A 19,736-nucleotide genomic window follows, 5' to 3' on the forward strand; every position below is an offset into this window, starting at 1 on the left:
ACTTATTACTATCTGTAATCTATGAGCGGCTTGAATGGCATTTTTTAAGATAAGATCAATTACCCCTTCTGATAACCCAGACATTGCTCAGGTAATCAGACAAGTCTCTTATGAGTATGGACTAACAGAAGACAAAGGCTTTAGTGTTGGCGACCCCACTCTTGATAACCTTTATCAAGTTTATCAAACAGCAAAGGCTCACTATTGGGTCATAGAGCAAAATGGCAAGGTGCTTGGTGGTGCAGGTATTGCCCCTCTACAAGGGGAAGAGGCAACTTGTGAACTACAAAAAATGTACCTTTTGCCAGTACTACGAGGAAAAGGGCTGGCAAAAAAATTGGCTCAAATGTGTTTTCAATATGCGAAGCAACAGGGATATAAACACTGTTATTTAGAGACGACCGCCGACCTAAAAGAAGCAATTTCTCTCTATAAGGCTCTGGGCTTTCAACAAATAGAACATGCAATGGGCAGCACAGGTCATTGCGACTGTGAAATCCGAATGTTAAAACCTCTTTAAACGGGGAAGTGCTGGGCAGATTTGTCTGGCATTAAGCTCACCTGATGCATCTGCTTTTGCTCTCCCAGTTCCACCTCTAATAGATAAAAATATTGTCGCTTTTGATTGTCGGTAAAACGCGGAGCATCCACTTGGAAAAGTGCACTCGCCATATTGGTACGGGTATCTAATGGTATCTGATAACTCATCCCGTTAAACTTAACGGTAGCTGAAACCAATCCGGGAGAAAAAACCTGATAAAAGAGATCCACTTTAAACTCACATCCCCCACCGTGATGCCAAATCTGTTCGGTGGAAATATAATCTAGGCTAACGTTACGCACAAAATGCAGCCATGGTGCTTGCCAAACCCCTAACCTTTTATCTCTTTGCTTAGGTAAACTGTCCCCTAACATACAGATATCATCGTCTAATAACCAATCCTCCTCTTGTTCCAAAAACAAGATTTCAAAGCGGTTTCGACCCAATTGAAGGTACTGCTTTACATCTTTCTTGTAACTGACTTCGCTGCCATCACAGTCGAATATCGCTTCGCCATTTAACCTTACCTCAGCAAAGTAGTCGATCCCTCCCACCATAAGGTTCACAACAGGGTAAGCAAGCATCGCTTCATCGACTTCGATGTCGTGCATCAAATGCCATTCTTGATCAACAATTTGTTGCTCTGAAAGCTGTGAAGGTAAAACATCACTTAAGGGGGCTGGAAAATAGATGTCATCTTGAGGAATAGATAAATCAGTAAGAGGTGATAATTGCCACTGACCAGCGAGAGATAATTGCATAAATTTATTGAGGTAGATCAATTTTTGCCATTATAGATAACTTTCATAGTAAAACACAACCCGCAAACGAACAGCTAGCCTGACTCAATCAATCAAGCAAAAAAAAACCAGCGGCCTATGACCACTGGTTTTCATCAAACTTGCTATACCGCTGACGATTTCTGACCTTACATCAGATTAACCAAAGGCAGTACAAAACTACTTGTCTGTTTTAAACTGCGAGATAAGCTCCGCTTGCTCTGTGGATAAACGATTGAGTGATTCACTATTGCGTGCCGCATCTTCTGCATCATTAGCAATATTTAATGTCATATCTGAAATACCGACAATATTTTGTGCAACCTCTTTAGCAACGGCACTCTGTTGCTCTGATGCTGTGGCGATAGAGCGGCTCATATCATTAATGTGCGCTAAGCTGGCTGACATGGTTTGCAACGACTCATTGGTCTCATTGGTCTGTTTTACAGACTGCTCTGCATGCTCTAAGTTGTTACTTACGATCTCCACCGCTTGCTCTGCTTTATTTTGCAAGCTACCAATCATATCGCCAATCTCATTAGCAGATTGTTGAGTACGGGTTGCCAAAGAACGAACTTCATCGGCCACAACCGCAAAGCCTCGTCCATGCTCACCGGCTCTAGCCGCCTCAATAGCCGCATTCAGTGCTAACAAGTTAGTTTGCTCAGATATAGACTGAATAACCGTCAGAATTTCACCAATTTGGTTCGACTCAGAAGAGAGCTGAGTGATCACTTGGGTCGCTTCATCTAGAGACTCTTGCAATCGTCTTACAAAGCGGAGGTTCTTCTGCATATTTTCCATATTGGAATGTGCGAGACCTGTCACCATATCAACTTCATTACTGGTATCAGAGGCATGAGCCGCCACTTCATTGACCGCATGCTCCATTTCCGTCACTGCCGTTGCGATTGAATCTGTTTGACGACGTTGATGGTTGACCTCTTCACTGGTTTTTTGACTCATATTGAAGCTATCATTGGCAACATTACTGACCGTATCTGAAGATTGGTGAATCTGTTTAATTAGCTCACTCAATTTTCCGCTAAAGTCATTAATATTATCTGCAATCATTCCTAATTCAGAATGAAAACTCACATTAATTCTATGAGTTAGGTCGCCATTAGCAAGCTTGTCTATTGCCTGCATAATAACGTTTAAAGGCTGTTTAATTGAACGTACCACCGTAATCGTCACGACAATCGCAACAATAATGGAGACAAGTGCAAGGATAAAATTAATAGACAAAGAACGGCTTGATTCTGCTTCTGCGTTCTCTAATGCTTGCTGGGACAAGTTTCGAATATCAGCAATAATGCCGTTTGACTCGGCGATAATCGTATCCATATCTCGCGCTATTTCACCAAGCATTCGGGTGCTTTGTTCATTTAAAGCAATAAACTGTAAGTGCTGTTGTAGCAAGCCATTGTCATTGGCAATAGCTTGGGTTAACAAGCCATGATAGAAACTAATATTCTCTTCACTGTAAGGAACTTCTTTTATTACTCGCTCCGCTTTTTCAGAAAACCGATCAAGATAAGAAGCTAACTCTTTCTTAAGCGCGGTAACTTCATCCTCTTTAACCACCGCCAAAACTTTTTGCAGATACCCTTCCGCACCTTGACCTTGAGTGAGAATAAACTCTAAATCCCATGCAGCCTGCTGCATCGAGTCACTTTTTGCATCGGCGATAAGATCATTTAAATCTTGCTGGAAAAAAATCCACTCGCCATCAAAAGCGTTGAGTTCTGCTGCAGACAGTGCTCTAGCTGCCACCCTCTTATCGTGCACAGCCAAATGCTCTGTCGCCTTAACCAGCAGGTTACCAGCATCCTTTTCCAGTTTATTCAGTTGATCTAATAGATTTGGATAAGCCGCTAGATCTTTTTGAAAAACAGACACCGTATCTAGATAAGATTGTTTAGCTTGAGTAAATGCCGATCTAAGCTCTGTACGACGAGATTCCTGCTCGCTATTAGCATGTACTAACATTGAACGATTGACGTTTTGCAAATGTTGGCTAAGGGTATTAGAACGGTCGAGAAGACCTGTAAGCGTGGAAGCGGTAAGCTCAAGTTGAGCTGACATTTTAACTTGAGATAAATATGACGATGTACTGATTGCTATCACAAACAAAGTAACGACGGCAAACCCCAGTACAATGCGCTGAATAAGCGATAATTGCATCACAAACCTCTATACATTAAGTAAATTTAACTTTTAGTTACATCTAAAAGATTGTATCGGCCTAGCATACTGATAGTTTAGTTAAAATATTGTAAAAATAACATTTTATTAGAATTATCATACGGTATATGTCATAGCTACCATAACCGAAACTACTGAGTAAGTTTGTTAATCAATTATCACTTTTTCAAGATATTATAGAAGAGGGATACGCTTTACTCTTCTTCTTCACCTTCTTCTTCATAAACGGCATCTTCACCTTCATAGAAAGTGCCCCAACCATCATAAATAATGTCGTATTTTTCAGCTAGATTAACCAGTTTTTCAACTTGCTCATCGATAAGTTTAGCATCTAACGCAGATTCCATAGTGGCATCGCAGCACAACAAACGGTTGCCGTCTTCATCCTCTGTCTCTTCTGCTTCTAAAACTTCAAAACCCAGTTTAAACGCTTCAACCACGGCTTTTTCTAGCTTATCAAAATCCTCAGCAAAAAAATGATGCTCAATATCGTAAAGAGAGTCAGGATCACTTCCATCTTCTAACAGAGCAGCAATAATCGCCCTTGTCTCTTCTTTTTGGATCGCCAATAACTCTTCTACAGATAGATATTCATCTTCATGAGACATGTGTGTACTCCGGATAACAATTGAGGAAAAAAGATCGCCGTGAATATGGCATGCTTTTATTTGAAATGCCACCAGCAATCGCAGATAGCATAGCAAAAAAGCGGCTTTTATTGATCTACTTGTTGAGGATTTTTCAAAATGATCATCATTGATCATCCTTCTATTATAGTACGAGCATGTCTATAAAGAGCAGACGACGGCTCCACGTCAGAACTTCGAAAAATAGCCTTTCATTAAGGCACTCCGCAATTCAGAACAAAATCATGTTGCCTTCGCCGTTTTGTCATTCACTAAAAGTGGATGGTTACCACAATTAACCAATCACACATGACCGAACCTCATCAAAAATAGGATTAATTCATTTATAAACAACAACTTAAAATCTTTTCTAGATCTTCATTATTGTTGTGAATTTGCATAATAACTCAAATCCCACCTTTGTATTTTTCATTATAAAACTCCACTACAATCACTAAAAAAGCACAAAGTTAGAGTAGTAGACTAAAACTTCTTACCTTCTTAGTTATTATCACTATTCCACCAGTTTGCATATTTGCAGCAAGCTTGCCATATATAAAGAGAGGCACATTAAATAGAGGTTAGGATAAATAATGAATCGTTTATATGTTGGGTCGGAAGTCGGTCAGTTAAAACGTGTACTGTTAAATAGGCCAGAAAGAGCATTAACTCACCTTACTCCTTCAAATTGCCAAGAACTTCTGTTTGATGATGTGTTAGCGGTAGAAGCGGCAGGAGAAGAGCACGATATCTTTGCCAAAACATTGGTATCACAAGGTGTCGATGTTCTGCTGCTACATAACCTACTGGTTGAAACGCTTGAAGTTGAACAAGCAAAAGAGTGGCTGTTAACCAATCAAATATCTGATTATCGATTTGGGCCTACTTTTGCCAGCGATTTAAGACATTATCTGGCAGAAATGACCAATGAATCATTGGCCACAATCCTACTCGGAGGTTTAGCCTATTCTGAGCTGCCGATTCAGTCCAACTCTATGCTGCCAAAAATGCACCGTCCTCTCGACTTTGTTATTGAACCACTACCGAATCATCTATTTACTAGAGACACCTCTTGCTGGGTTTATGGTGGCGTATCTCTCAATCCTATGATGAAAGCCGCTCGACAGCGAGAAACAAACCATTTGCGTGCCATCTATCGTTGGCACCCGATTTTCGCAGAGCAACCTTTTATTAACTACTTTGGTAACGACGACTGTCATTATGACAACTCCACAATCGAAGGTGGCGACGTACTGGTGATAGGTAAAGGCGCAGTACTTATCGGTATGTCAGAACGAACCACACCACAAGGGGTAGAAAACTTTGCCGCCTCGCTGTTCAAATCTGGTCAAGCGAAGGAAGTGATTGCACTGAATTTGCCCAAGCACCGTTCTTGTATGCATCTTGATACCGTCATGACCCATATGGACATCGATACTTTCTCTGTATACCCAGAGATCATTAATCAAAACTTAGAAACATGGCGCCTAAGTCCCAAAAATAACCAAGAGATGAAAGTAGAACAGAAGCCAAGCTATATGGCGGCGATTGAAAGTGCTCTCAATATCGACCAATTGAAGTTAATAACCACTGGTGGCAACAGCTATGAAGCGGAACGGGAACAGTGGAATGATGCCAACAATGTGCTAACGGTTAAACCGGGTGTGGTTATTGGCTACGAGCGCAATATTTATACCAATGAGAAGTATGATAAAGCGGGCATTAAAGTACTGACCATTCCAGGTAATGAACTAGGACGAGGACGAGGTGGCGCAAGATGCATGAGTTGCCCAATTGAACGAGATGGGATTTAGGTTGCCCTATCAGGCATTTATTTTTCAGTAATGTATTTCCGCTCGAAAAAAAAAGAGAGTATTTCTGTTAGCTTGCACCTTTCTCATACACAGAGGTTATGTAATCTTTGGCAAGCAACATTAAACTCTCTCAATTGAATGCATTCAGAGCAATAGTAGAATGCAAAACCGTTACAGCGGCATCTGATCAACTAAGTATCAGCCAACCCGCAGTCAGCCGACTATTGTCCGGACTGGAAGAACAAATTGGCTTTCAGTTATTTAACCGGACAAAAAACAGTTTAACTCTAAGTGATGAGGGGCAAGCTTTTTATTTAGAAGTAGCGAAAGTGTTCGATGTAGTGTCAGGTTTAACATGTTCTGCCAATGCAATAAAACAGGGACACTTTGGATCTCTAAACATTGCCGCAATGCCACTACTATCCAATGCCTTCTTGCCTAGAATTTTAGCAACACTAATACAGCATGCACCACAGCTAAAAGTGAGCTTTAAAACCTATCGCTCGGAAGAAGTTATACGTCAAATACAGAGCCAAACTACCGATATAGGCTTTGCCTTGGTCAATGAGCCAATAGCAGGAGTGTTAGCTCAACGTATTGAATGCCAATGCGTCTGTTTAATCCCTGCGTCCTTTACTCTTTCTCAAAAAAAGATCATTGATGTTGTAGATATAGCGGAACAACGACTGATCAGGCATGAAAAAGACAATAATCAACGACACCTAGATAATTTATTTCGGAGATATAATCTAAATACCGTTGAGCAGGTTGAAGTATCCTTAGCGAATACAGCTGCCGCTTTAGTAAGAGAGGGAGTGGGCTTAACTATTACCGATCCTTTTACCGCGATTATGGCGAGTGAACATAGTAGTGTCGTCATGCGACCATTAGCATTTAATCTCACTTTTCAGTTCGATATTCTCTACCCCGCACTACGTCCTATTCACAGATATTCAGAACAATTTATAGAACAATTTGTATTATTAGCAAATGACTTAGGAATAGAGTTAAAGATATCGGCAATAAGAAATTTATCTGATGATATTGCGCCACCTCACAAGTAACACGGACTAACAATAATAAAAATCACCAAGAAATAACGATAACATTCAATAGGTTAAACATAACCTGCATTTCAGTATAACCAAACCACATACTGCTTTGTTGACAGATCATTGTTCATTCAATCTCCCCCCTTTTAGGCTAAAAAAACACTCTGGCGTAAAAGGAAAAGTAATGACGACACATATTTCAGTTATTGGCTCTGGTAATGCAGGCTTAACGGCGGCTTATCATTTTTCATATCAAGGTTCTAAGGTCTGTTTATTTGGCTCTAAAGGTTTTGATCAACCGCTTATTGATATAGAGCAGAACGGTGGAATCGAAGCATTAGCGTCATATAATGACGTACCACTGTGTTTCTCTGGTCATAGAGCCATAGAAAAGACTACACGGGACATTAAAGATGCCGTTGAATATTCAGATATTCTCGTTTTACCTGTCCCTTCATTTGCTCAAGAACCTCTGTTTATCGATATGTTGCCCCATCTTAAAGATGGGCAAATCATAGTGTTAATGCCCGGAAATTATGGTTCTCTGGTTCTCAACAAAATAAAAAATGAGCAAGGTTACGGCAACTTAGACATTACTTTCGTCGATGCTATATCTATACCTTGGGCAACGCGTATCGTTGAACCTGCCAAGATCGCGATTCTAGGAATAAAAGAGTTCTTACCTATTGCGACTTTTCCTTCCGATAGAATCGATGCAGTTATAGATAAACTGTCTCCATTCATGCCACTTCCGTTAACCTCTCTTGAAAATGTCCTCTGTGCTGGATTAGAGAATATCAACTTTGGAGGACATCCTTTACTTACGACATTAAATATTGGACTGCTGGAAAACTTCAGTGGCAATTTCAACTACTACAAAGACTGTTGTTCCGTTTCCACTGCTAAGGCTGCTGCGGTTATGGACAAAGAGCGCTTAGCGGTAGGCAATGCATTAGGGTTGAACTTGCAAAGCGAGCTTAATGCCATGAATGCCCTTTATGCGATGAACTGCAATAGCGTATATGAAATAAACCGTACTTCAGAAACCCATGGAAAACTCAACAGTGCTCCAGATTCTGCACAGAGTCGATACATCACTGAAGACGCCGCTTATTTATTAGTTCCCTGTTTTGAGCTTGGTAAATTAGCTGGCGTTGAAACTCCCATCGTCTCTTCATGCTTACACATAAATAGCGCATACAACGATACAGACTATTTTATCCATGGCCGAACTTTAGAAAAAATGGGGCTAAAAGACATGTCACTTCAGGAAATAAAAGAATACGTCGCCTAGTTACCTAAGGTCTGTTGCCACTTAATACAAGGCAACAGCTATAAGACCAACAGACCCTAACTAATGCATTTCATATCGAAATTACCTTAGGATTATCCAATGAAAAAACTAAAATTTCCTTCTGCTTATACGATTTTAATGATACTTACCGTTTTGATGGCAGCATTAACATGGTTAATTCCCGCCGGACAATATCAGATGGAAGAGAACCAAGCTTTAGGCCGTATGGTCCCTGTTGTGGGTTCTTATCACTCTGTAGAAGCCAACCCTCAAACTGTTATTGATATCATCATGGCACCTATACAAGGGTTCTATGACCCCTCGAGTTACGCAGCCAGAGCAATTGACGTTGCACTTTTTGTTTTAATTATCGGTGGCTATTTGGCCGTTGTGACCCGAACCGGGGCAATAGATGCAGGTATATCTGCAACTATGAACAAGTTACATGGTAGAGAAAAATGGATGATTCCAATTTTGATGGGATTATTTGCGTTAGGAGGCACCGTCTACGGTATGGCGGAAGAGACGATCCCATTTTATGCCCTTCTTATTCCCGTCATGATTGCCGCAGGGTATGACTCGATAGTTGCTGTCGCCATCATCATGATTGGAGCAGGAATTGGTTGTCTAGGTTCAACAATTAACCCGTTTGCTACCGTTATTGCCTCAAACGCGGCCGAAGTAAACTTTATGGAAGGTATTTGGCTAAGAATAGCGATACTTCTTATTGGATGGATAATTTGTGTTTACTACGTAATGCGCTACGCAGAGAAAGTTAAACAAGATCCATCATGCTCAGTTGTGTACCATCAAAAGCTCGATAATGAACGGATATTTTTGCACAACAAAGCACAGAGCGCTCCTGAACTGACATCTGTTCGAAAATTAATTTTAGCCATATTTGGCTTCTCTTTTGCACTAATGATTTGGGGAGTATCTGTTGGTGGCTGGTGGATGGCAGAGTTGTCCGCCCTATTTATCGCATCGAGTATTATTGTGGGGCTTATTGGTCAATTGTCAGAAGAAGAGTTAACCCGTAGTTTTATTGACGGAGCTAAAGATCTGCTTGGGGTCGCCATTATTATTGCGATTGCTCGTGGCTTAGTGGTCATAATGGACAACGGTAATATCACACACACTATCCTAAATTATGCAGAAGGATTGCTAGCCGATCTCCCGCAGATTCTCTTTATTAATGCCATTTACTGGATAGAAGTCGTGATGTGTTTAGTGATTCCTTCTTCGTCCGGTTTAGCCGTGCTATCTATGCCTATTTTAGCTCCACTAGCAGACTTTGCAGGAGTAGGAAGAGAGTTAGTTGTTACGGCATTTCAGTCAGCTTCTGGATTGCCCAACTTGGTCACACCAACTTCAGGTGTTGTCATGGGTGGATTAGCCATCGGCCGAGTCAGCTATTCAACCTGGTTAAAGTTTATTGGCCCCCTACTCATTACATTAACCGTGGTTATAATGCTCCTTCTAAGTATTGGCACAATCGCTAGTTAATAGAGGATTAAGCCAGTAACCTCGCACTAGATCACACTAAAAAACCACGAATATGCTGATGTCGTGGTTTTTTCTACTTGAAAGAGTTTGATTCAAGTCAAATATCCATCATTTAGTTCTCTATTCACTATCCATCAAATAAATTGCATAAAGTTGCGTTTTATTCAGAACTAGCAGACAAGTACATGGTTAGCTCAGTAAATCTTACCGCATAAAACTTTATTCGATTTCATGTTAATACGGCCTGTTGATGAAGAAATTTGCAAGAACTGGTAAAAAAACTGCATAATCTCCAAATGATCAAATACGTAACAAACACATATTCACCCACATTTCATTAAGACTTACCCACAAACAACTATCTTTAGATTTTTTTTAGATATTTTGTACCACATAAAATGTGAAGAACCACAAAGTTCACTATTCAACTAAGTCCTAATATCTACCCATCAAGTTATTAACCAAACTGTGGTTACGAGCTTAGAGCAAAAAGTAAATACTTTTTCGATTAGTGAGATAAATTTCATGACTATTTTAATTTGCTCAAGTGAGTGCAAAGCGTTTATGAAAATAAAACAGACTTTCAATTCATCATAAATGACAAGCGTTACAAATTTACCCTTTTTCTAAGCACCTGCTTAGAGTCCTCTTTTGCGCTAATGAAATACTTAGCGTGCTATTTCACACCCCAAATATATGATTGATTTGGGTGTAAGGAGATAACCATGACAACTGAAACCGTAAAAAACGAAGGAAAAAAAGGCTTTTTCGCCAATTTTAAATTTCCTTCAGCCTACACCATTCTATTTGCGCTAATCGCAATAGTTGCTTTATTCACTTGGATTGTTCCAGCTGGTCAGTATGACCGTGCGATGAACGAAGATCTTGGTCGTGAAGTACCGATTGCTGGCACATATAAAGCTGTTGATAGTAACCCACAAGGTGTTATCGACGTTCTTCTTGCTCCTATTGATGGTTTCTATGACCATAACTCTTATGAAGCAGCGGCAATTGACGTATCACTATTTATCCTAATCATTGGTGGCTTCTTAGGGTTAGTAACTAAGACAGGCGCAATTGATGCGGGTATCGAAAGAGTAACTCATCGCTTAGAAGGGCGAGAAGAGTTAATGATACCAATATTGATGGCACTATTTGCTGCCGGCGGTACTGTTTACGGTATGGCTGAAGAATCACTACCATTCTATACCCTACTTGTTCCAGTTATGATGGCAGCTCGTTTTGACCCAGTTGTAGCGGCAGCAACCGTTCTTCTTGGTGCTGGTATTGGTACTCTTGGTTCAACAATCAACCCATTTGCTACTGTAATTGCGGCGAATGCAGCAGGTATTCCATTTACTACAGGTATGGCTCTTCGTATCGGTATCCTGGTTATCGGTTGGGTTCTTTGTGTTGGCTATGTAATGCGTTATGCAAAAATGGTTCGCGCAGACAAAACTAAATCTATCGTTTTTGATAAGTACGAAGAAAACAAAGCTCACTTCCTAGGTGAAAACGCGGGTGAATCTTTAGAGTTCACAGGTACTCGTAAACTGATTCTTTGCCTATTTGGTGCAGCATTCGGTATCATGATCTACGGTGTTGCTGTTGCAGGCTGGTGGATGGCAGAAATTTCTGCGATGTTCCTTGGCGCAACAATCATCATTGGCTTGGTTGCTCGCATGAGCGAAGAAGATTTTGTAACTAGCTTTATTGATGGTGCTAGAGACCTACTAGGCGTTGCATTAATCATTGGTATTGCTCGTGGTATCGTAGTTATTATGGACCGCGGCATGATCACAGATACAATTTTGAACTCTGCAGAGCATATTGTAACTGGCCTATCTTCTATCATGTTCATCAACGTAATGTACTGGTTAGAAATTTTACTATCTTTCTTAGTACCTTCTTCATCTGGTCTGGCGGTATTGACTATGCCTATCATGGCTCCACTTGCTGACTTCGCTGGTGTTGGTCGTGACCTAGTAGTGACTGCTTACCAATCTGCATCTGGTATTGTTAACCTATTGACACCAACATCTGCTGTTGTAATGGGTGGTCTAGCCATCGCTCGTGTACCATATGTACGCTGGGTTAAATGGGTAATGCCTCTAGTTGGAATGCTAACTGTTCTAATCATGGGTATGCTAAGTATTGGTGCAATCCTTTAATTGCCATTTGATACAAGAAAAACCGCCGTAATGGCGGTTTTTTTATCGCTAGAAAATACTCTCTGCATAAATGAATAAACTCATCTTTAATCAACCTGTAATAATCACTATCTTACTTCATTCAATGACGGTTCTTGTTACAAGCAATTCACCTTCAGCCAGTACTAACCGCCAAAGCCAACCACTTCGCTCAAGCAATAAGCGTCATTCATTGTACCGTTATCAATATTTACTTTATTCCGTTAGTAACAAAGCGATGACGCTTAAACATCGCATCACTGATGTAGACGAGAATAATGCTTAAGATATTAATCATATATCGCTAACCCAATAGATAATTAATTAATTCACTGATATTATTCATTGAATATTATTGCAATAAAATTAACTATAAATTTAATTATCCATTCACTTTAAAAACATATCTAACGTATTTAACAAAACAATAACCAATATGTCAGGCTGAGGTGAAAAGATGATACTAGTCACATATTGTAAAGTTTTAATTCCATTTTAAAGTCCATATTTAATCAATATTCATATAGTCAAACAGATAAAGTGCATATTTTTGATTTCATTCAGTAACAGCAAAAAAACCATTAGTGCATATTATTCCACGAATATATATTCAACAGTTTATTATCAATGACTTACGTGACTACAAATGCTTTTTTTTAACATACGAATTCCAGAAACAATAAAATTACATAAGAATAAAAAACCCACTTTTATAATTATTCTCTAGATTAAGAAGTTTAAATCTTATGTGATCTATGTCTTAGTTTAATATTCCCCAAGTCGTAATATTAACTCCAACGAGAAACAGAAGATTAATTTTAAAATACATTTAATTCCTCTGTTAAATTGATTAGAAAGACTAATTAACATTAGCATTGATATAGAGAGATAGAATCATGAGTAATTTCTACGTTGGCTCTGAAATAGGTCAGTTACGTCGCGTTCTTCTTCACCGTCCAGAGCGTGCACTTACGCACCTAACACCGTCAAACTGTCACGATCTTTTATTTGATGACGTATTAGCGGTAGAGCAAGCTGGTAAAGAACATGATGTTTTTGCTAATACTCTACGAGATCAAGGTGTTGAGGTTCTACTTCTACACGATCTACTTGCAGAGACATTAGAAGTACCAGAAGCCAAGGAATGGTTACTATCAACTCAAGTATCTGATTACCGTTTCGGTCCACGTTTTGCAAATGACGTACGTTGTTTCCTAAATGACCAAACTAACTCAGAGCTTGCTTCTATTCTTTTAGGTGGTCTAAGTTACGCTGAAATGCCTCTACCTTCATCTTCAATGATGCGTGGCATTCATGCTGACAACGATTTCATCATCAAACCACTACCTAACCACCTATTTACTCGTGATACATCTTGCTGGGTATACGGCGGTGTTTCAATTAACCCAATGGCAAAAGAAGCTCGTCAACGTGAAACAAACCATGTTCGCGCTATCTACCGCTGGCACCCAACCTTCGCTGGCCAAGACTTTATCAAGTACTTTGGCGACGAAGAGAGAAGCTACGATTACTCGACAATCGAAGGTGGTGATGTATTGGTTATTGGTCGCGATAGCGTACTTATCGGTATGTCTGAGCGTACAACTCCACAAGGTGTTGAACAACTAGCGGCTGGCCTATTTAAGCACGGTCAAGCGAAACAAGTTATTGCAATGGAACTTCCTAAGCACCGTTCTTGCATGCACTTAGATACAGTAATGACTCACATGCGTGAAGATACATTCTCTATCTATCCTGAAGTTATCCGTAAAGACGTTAAGTGCTGGAGCTTAACAGGTGACGAATCTGGCACAGTAAATGTGAAAGAAGAAGGTTACTTCGTTACAGCGATTGAAAAAGCACTAGGAGTAGACAAGCTAAACCTAATCACTACTGGTGGTGATAGCTTTGAAGCTGAGCGTGAGCAATGGAACGACGCGAACAACGTTCTTACTGTTAAACCAGGTGTGGTTATTGGTTACGAGCGTAACGTATACACTAACGAAAAATACGACAAAGCTGGCATCACTGTTCTTCCTATCCCAGGTGATGAACTAGGCCGTGGTCGTGGTGGCGCTCGCTGCATGAGCTGCCCAATTGAGCGTGACGGAATCTAATCGTAATCCGCTTAATAAAATCCGCTGGCAATAACACTATTGCCAGCGACATACCAAAGAATTCAAGAGAGACAAAGTTATGACTAAGCAAACTGTAGTTGTTGCGCTTGGCGGAAATGCGCTTCTTCGTCGTGGTGAGCCACTAGAAGCAGACACGCAGCGTAAAAATATTGCAACAGCAGCCGAAACCATCGCTGCAATTGCAGAAGAGTATAATGTTGTACTTGTTCACGGCAATGGCCCACAAGTTGGTTTACTCGCTCTGCAAGGTCTGGAATACAAAAAAGTAAGTCCATACCCACTGGATGTTTTGGGTAGTGAAACCCAAGGTATGATTGGCTATATGCTAATGCAAGAACTTAAAAACATCCTTCCACAAAAAGATGTTACCTGCATGTTGACGCAAATGACTGTCGATCCTAAAGATCCTGCATTTGCTGACCCAACGAAACCTATCGGCCCTATCTATGAAGAAGCCGAAGCTCGCGAAATGGCAGAAAAATATCAGTGGACAATTAAGCCTGACGGTCAACACTTCCGTCGTGTAGTTCCGAGTCCATTACCGACTGGTATCGTAGAAGACGATGCAATCACAGCACTAATCGAACGTGATCACCTAGTTATCTGTACTGGTGGGGGCGGTATTCCAGTTAAGCTTGAAAAAGGCAAATTAATTGGTGTTGAAGCGGTAATCGATAAAGATATGTCAGCTGCATTCTTAGCGAAGCAACTAGAAGCTGATGCACTACTTATCCTAACGGATGCAGATGCGGTTTATCTTGATTGGGGCAAACCAACTCAAAATGCACTAAGCAAAACGACACCAGCAGAGTTAGCTAAATTTGAATTTGATGCAGGTTCTATGGGACCAAAAATTGATGCATCATGCGAATTTGTTAACCAAGGTGGTAAGCTGGTTGGTATTGGTTCACTACAAGATGGCCTACGCATCTTGAAAGGTGAAGCAGGAACAAATATTATTGCAGAATAAAAGCATAGTTATTCACTTTTATTCCATTGACGTTACACATTAGACAACATGGCTGGTTATCATCGCAACATTACGCAATGATAACCAAGCAAAACAAATTTATTTAGAGGATACAAACATGGCTTTCAACCTACGTAACCGTAACTTCCTTAAACTACTTGACTTTACTCCACGTGAAATTCAACACATGTTGGATCTTTCTGCGGAACTGAAAAAAGCAAAATACAACGGTTACGAGCAACCTCGTTTAACTGGCAAAAACATCGCACTTATCTTTGAAAAATCATCAACTCGTACTCGCTGTGCATTCGAAGTTGCTGCATTTGACCAAGGCGCTAAAGTGACATATTTAGGCCCATCTGGTTCTCAAATTGGTCACAAAGAGTCAATGAAAGATACTGCACGCGTTCTAGGCCGTATGTATGACGGCATCGAGTACCGTGGTTTTGGTCAAGAGATCGTTGAAGAGCTAGGCGCACACGCTGGTGTTCCTGTATGGAATGGTCTAACTGATGAGTTCCACCCAACTCAAATCCTAGCTGACTTCCTAACTATGATGGAACACGGCCGTGGCAAGCAACTTCACGAAATGAAGTTCGCATACCTAGGTGATGCTCGTAACAACATGGGTAACTCACTAATGGTTGGCGCAGCTAAAATGGGCATGGACATTCGTCTAGTTGCTCCTAAAGCATTCTGGCCTGAAGAAGAGCTTGTTGCACAGTGTCTTGCTATTGCAGAAGAAACTGGTGCAAAAATCACTCTAACTGAAGACGTTAAAGAAGGCGTTGCAGGTTGTGACTACCTATACACTGATGTTTGGGTATCAATGGGTGAAGCAAAAGAAGCATGGGCAGAGCGTATCAACATGATGCTACCTTACCAAGTAAACATGGACATGCTTAAAGCAACAGGCAACCCACATGTTAAATTCATGCACTGCCTACCTGCATTCCACGGTGAAGACACCACTGTAGGTAAAGAACTTGCTCAAGAATACCCAATGCTTAAAGACGGTGTTGAAGTAACGGATGAAGTTGTAGAGTCTAAGCACTCTATCGTATTCGACGAAGCTGAAAACCGTATGCACACAATCAAAGCTGTTATGGTTGCAACGTTAGGTCAGTAATTACCCTAACAGTGCTCACATACTCGTATTGTAAGCATTAGTTTTAGTCAATCAGTTAAAGCGTCAGCATTATTGCTGGCGCTTTTATTTTTTAACAGCAGCAGAAAACCTCTCACCCACATAGTAAACTATACGCATAAAAATCATCATTCTTACCCTTAGAATTATTTTTCAAAAAAAAACCAACGTAATCGCTTGCGCTCACAAAAATAGAGCGTATAATCCTTCGCAATTTGTCTAGAGAGAGATAGAAATGAGCTTATTGGTTTTACAAAAACTGATTCACCGCCGTAATATATCGGCATTCGACTTATTTTCTATTTTTTCTATTTTTATAAAAGCCTCCTTAATTAGGGGGCTTTTTTTTGTCCAGAATTCGTACTTCTGTACGTCAATTGAAGAGGGAAGATAGCCATGACAGTTTCGCTGTTTAACAAGCACATTATCTCAATACCAGAGCTAAGTCGTGAAGAGCTAGAACTTATTGTTACTACTGCTGGGAAATTAAAAGTTGACCCTAATCCAGAACTACTTAAAAACAAAGTCGTTGCAAGTTGTTTCTTTGAGCCATCAACTCGTACACGTTTATCATTTGAAACAGCAGTGCAACGTTTAGGTGGCACTATTATAGGCTTTGATAATGGTGGCAATACCTCACTAGCGAAGAAAGGAGAGACGCTGGCAGACTCAGTGCAAGTCATCTCATCTTATGTGGATGCATTCGTTATGCGCCACCCACAAGAAGGAGCCGCCAGATTAGCGTCTGAGTTCTCCAATGGTGCTCCCGTGATAAATGGCGGCGACGGAGCTAACCAGCACCCAACGCAAACCTTACTGGATCTCTTCTCCATTTATGAAACACAAGGACGATTAGATAACCTGAATATTGCTCTAGTGGGTGACCTAAAGTACGGCAGAACTGTCCACTCCCTAACGCAAGCATTGGCAAAGTTTGACAACAACCGCTTCTTCTTCATCGCGCCGGACGCCTTAGCAATGCCTGACTATATCTGTGAAGAGTTGGATGACGCGTCAATCCCATACAGCTTGCACCAAGACATGTCATCCGTCATTCCTGAATTGGATGTGCTTTATATGACTCGAGTGCAAAAAGAGCGCTTCGACGAATCAGAGTATGCTCATATCAAGTCAGCCTTTATTCTTGCTGCTGAGCAACTTACTGACGCAAAAGATAATTTAAAAATCCTTCACCCTCTTCCTCGTGTGGATGAAATTGCCACTGATGTAGATAAAACTAAACACGCCTATTACTTCCAACAAGCTGAAAATGGCGTATACGCGCGTGAAGCTCTATTGGCCCTAGTACTAAACAAAGAACTATAAGAGAGGAATGACATCATGGTGAATAAAACACAACTGCAAGTTGAAGCAATTAATAACGGCTCAGTTATCGACCATATTCCTGCCAATATTGGCATCAAAGTACTTAAGCTGTTTAAGATGCATAAAAGCAATCAGCGCATAACGATAGGGCTAAACTTGCCTTCTTCTGCTCTAGGTGCAAAAGACTTAATCAAGATAGAAAATGTCTATATCACCGAAGAACAAGCCAGCCAACTGGCTCTTTATGCGCCAAAAGCAACGGTGAACCAGATTGAAAATTATGAAGTAACCAAGAAACTGGCGTTAACACTACCAGAAAAAATTGAAGCGGTATTTGAATGTCCAAATTCAAACTGCATCTCTCATGGAGAGCCGGTAGACAGCAGCTTTAATGTCATCACCAAAAAAGAAGATGTACAGCTAAAGTGCAAATACTGTGAAAAAGTCTTCTCACGCGAAGTTGTGACTGAGCGTCGCTAGCATCCTATGCGAAAGAGACGTAAAAGGTGGCATCAATGAGTTTAATTCAAGCAAAGGCAATGGATGGATGAGTATCTCCTTTCACGGTTAGCCAGCGCAGACAAGGGCGTACTGACCTGACTTAGCTAATTAACTCAACACAAAAAACCGCTACTATTTAGCGGTTTTTTGACATCCGTTTTCATGCCTCAACTCGCCAAAATAGCATAACAAACCGTATCAATGGTTTTGCATATTCACGCTAACCCATTGCAACATCTATCAATAGTCTATAATCACCCCCTCCCTACTGGGTAAAGTCGCTATTTTATTGCATAAGAATTGCATTTTTATACCAATTTTTATGCAATTATCAGTTTATTATTTGGTGATAAAGGTCAAATAATCAATGTCTTGTTACTGCTAAGATGCCTGCATATTTTGAATTAAATGCAATATATAACAAATAGATAGATATATTCTCATTATTCATTTTTATACGTTAATTACGATCTGCTCCGACTGGATAATTGTGATTAAAATAGGACAAGTTACAAAAGGACATTGAGTTTCTATTACTTCAAGAACTTAAGGAGTTCACTGTGAATGATTTCAGTAACTCAAGCACGCTCGACATCTCACAAGATGAAAATATCACCGCGGCTTGCAAACGTTTGTTGCAACAACGTAGCTTTACCACCCAAGATGACCTAAGAAAAGCGCTAATTGCAATGGGGTTTATTGATGTTAGTCAATCGACGGTATCAAGAATATTAACCCGTTTAGGTGTTGCAAAAGTTCCTAACGCTTACGGTAAAAAAGTCTACTGTTTAACCATTGAAAACGAAGGCGTACAAGTTGACTCTGCCATTTCGTCTCAAATTGAATTTATTACTCACAACCAATTGCTTGTCGTTGTTCGTACTCACCCTGGTTGCGCCCAGCTAGTTGCCAGAATTATTGATATGCAACCACATCAGGAAATACTTGGAACAGTAGGTGGTAATGACACCGTAATGGTTGCACCTAAAGATATTAACCGCATAGACGCGTGTGAAGCTATTGTACGTCAGCGTTTAGGTGTTCCTGTGTAAAGCTATTGACCCCAAATTGCTAAAAATGCACACTAAAGCCAAAAGATAGTTACTATTTTTTGGCTTTTTATTTGTATAAACCTGACGACATATCAGGCAAAAACTTAGCTCAGGTCATATCATTAAATAAGGATAAATAATGACAAAAGTTCTCCATACCGAGCAAGCTCCTGCTGCCATCGGTCCTTACGTTCAAGGCGTAGACCTTGGTAATATCATTATGACTTCTGGTCAAATCCCAGTGATCCCGTTAACAGGAGAAGTGGTATCAGAAGAAGTTGCTAAGCAAGCTCGACAATCTCTAGATAATGTAAAAGCCGTGGTAGAGTCAGCAGGATTACAAGTAAAGGACATCGTAAAAATGACGGTGTTTGTTAAAGATCTTAATGATTTTGCCACTGTAAATGAGGTTTACGGTGCTTTTTTTGATGAGCATCAGGTCGCTAATTATCCCGCACGCTCATGTGTTGAAGTCGCTCGCTTACCTAAAGATGTAAAAATTGAAATCGAAGCGATTGCAGTTAGACAAGGTATGTAAGTATTAACTAACCTTAATTAATCTCAACTCGAGATCATTTAAACATAAAAAAAGC

At 40.3% G+C, this 19,736-nt stretch carries 16 protein-coding genes; 13 read left to right on the forward strand and 3 right to left on the reverse strand.

The annotated features are described in order from the left end of the window. The first annotated feature begins 34 nt into the window (after positions 1-34). Positions 35-520, forward strand: coding sequence for a GNAT family N-acetyltransferase (locus F0227_RS06505; protein ID WP_171752383.1), 486 nt, complete (start codon positions 35-37; stop codon positions 518-520). Here F0227_RS06505 and F0227_RS06510 read toward each other — a convergent pair. The 3 genes from F0227_RS06510 to rraB form a co-directional block, all read right to left on the reverse strand. Continuing rightward, positions 517-1,302 carry a hypothetical protein gene (locus tag F0227_RS06510; RefSeq protein ID WP_171752384.1) on the reverse strand — a complete coding sequence of 262 codons (786 nt, stop codon included), beginning with the start codon at positions 1,300-1,302 and terminating at the stop codon, positions 517-519. The two genes, F0227_RS06505 and F0227_RS06510, sit on opposite strands and share 4 nt — an antisense overlap. 198 nt (positions 1,303-1,500) lie before the next feature. Beyond that, positions 1,501-3,507, reverse strand: coding sequence for a methyl-accepting chemotaxis protein (locus tag F0227_RS06515; RefSeq protein WP_171752385.1), 2,007 nt, complete (start codon positions 3,505-3,507; stop codon positions 1,501-1,503). 215 nt (positions 3,508-3,722) lie between these two features. Next, positions 3,723-4,136: a ribonuclease E inhibitor RraB gene (gene rraB, locus F0227_RS06520; RefSeq protein WP_171752386.1), complete on the reverse strand. Its 414-nt coding sequence runs from the start codon at positions 4,134-4,136 to the stop codon at positions 3,723-3,725. 611 nt (positions 4,137-4,747) lie between these two features. Between rraB and arcA (F0227_RS06525) the strand changes: the two genes are divergently transcribed. The 12 genes from arcA (F0227_RS06525) to F0227_RS06580 all read left to right on the forward strand — a co-directional run bounded on the left by arcA (F0227_RS06525) (position 4,748) and on the right by F0227_RS06580 (position 19,681). Then, positions 4,748-5,968: an arginine deiminase gene (gene arcA, locus F0227_RS06525; protein WP_171752387.1), complete on the forward strand. Its 1,221-nt coding sequence runs from the start codon at positions 4,748-4,750 to the stop codon at positions 5,966-5,968. A 119-nt stretch (positions 5,969-6,087) separates the two neighbouring features. Continuing rightward, entirely contained in the window at positions 6,088-7,032 is a 945-nt protein-coding gene (locus tag F0227_RS06530) for a LysR substrate-binding domain-containing protein (protein ID WP_171752454.1), read from the forward strand. A 172-nt stretch (positions 7,033-7,204) separates the two neighbouring features. Continuing rightward, on the forward strand, positions 7,205-8,314 hold the full coding sequence (locus F0227_RS06535; RefSeq protein WP_171752388.1) for an NAD/NADP octopine/nopaline dehydrogenase family protein: 1,110 nt from the start codon (positions 7,205-7,207) through the stop codon (positions 8,312-8,314). 99 nt (positions 8,315-8,413) lie between these two features. Next, positions 8,414-9,820, forward strand: coding sequence for a YfcC family protein (locus F0227_RS06540; protein ID WP_171752389.1), 1,407 nt, complete (start codon positions 8,414-8,416; stop codon positions 9,818-9,820). 725 nt (positions 9,821-10,545) lie between these two features. After that, positions 10,546-11,991 carry a YfcC family protein gene (locus F0227_RS06545; protein ID WP_171752390.1) on the forward strand — a complete coding sequence of 482 codons (1,446 nt, stop codon included), beginning with the start codon at positions 10,546-10,548 and terminating at the stop codon, positions 11,989-11,991. 914 nt (positions 11,992-12,905) lie between these two features. Further along, positions 12,906-14,126, forward strand: a complete 1,221-nt coding sequence (gene arcA, locus F0227_RS06550) for an arginine deiminase (protein WP_171752391.1) — start codon at positions 12,906-12,908, stop codon at positions 14,124-14,126. 79 nt (positions 14,127-14,205) lie between these two features. Continuing rightward, complete coding sequence (arcC, locus tag F0227_RS06555; RefSeq protein WP_171752392.1) at positions 14,206-15,117, forward strand: carbamate kinase; 912 nt, start codon at positions 14,206-14,208, stop codon at positions 15,115-15,117. Positions 15,118-15,235: 118 nt separating this feature from the next. Next, entirely contained in the window at positions 15,236-16,246 is a 1,011-nt protein-coding gene (locus F0227_RS06560) for an ornithine carbamoyltransferase (RefSeq protein ID WP_171752393.1), read from the forward strand. A gap of 414 nt (positions 16,247-16,660) precedes the next feature. Next, complete coding sequence (gene pyrB / locus F0227_RS06565) at positions 16,661-17,590, forward strand: aspartate carbamoyltransferase (RefSeq protein ID WP_171752394.1); 930 nt, start codon at positions 16,661-16,663, stop codon at positions 17,588-17,590. Between the two features lie 15 nt (positions 17,591-17,605). After that, the gene (pyrI, locus tag F0227_RS06570; RefSeq protein WP_171752395.1) at positions 17,606-18,070 is read left to right on the forward strand and encodes an aspartate carbamoyltransferase regulatory subunit; all 465 of its coding nucleotides are present in this window, start codon (positions 17,606-17,608) and stop codon (positions 18,068-18,070) included. A 581-nt stretch (positions 18,071-18,651) separates the two neighbouring features. Continuing rightward, entirely contained in the window at positions 18,652-19,143 is a 492-nt protein-coding gene (locus F0227_RS06575; protein ID WP_171752396.1) for an arginine repressor, read from the forward strand. Positions 19,144-19,282: 139 nt separating this feature from the next. Beyond that, complete coding sequence (locus tag F0227_RS06580; RefSeq protein WP_171752397.1) at positions 19,283-19,681, forward strand: RidA family protein; 399 nt, start codon at positions 19,283-19,285, stop codon at positions 19,679-19,681. Positions 19,682-19,736 lie beyond the last annotated feature (55 nt).

The sequence above is a fragment of the Vibrio sp. 99-8-1 genome, from assembly GCF_013114595.1.
GTDB lineage: Bacteria > Pseudomonadota > Gammaproteobacteria > Enterobacterales > Vibrionaceae > Vibrio.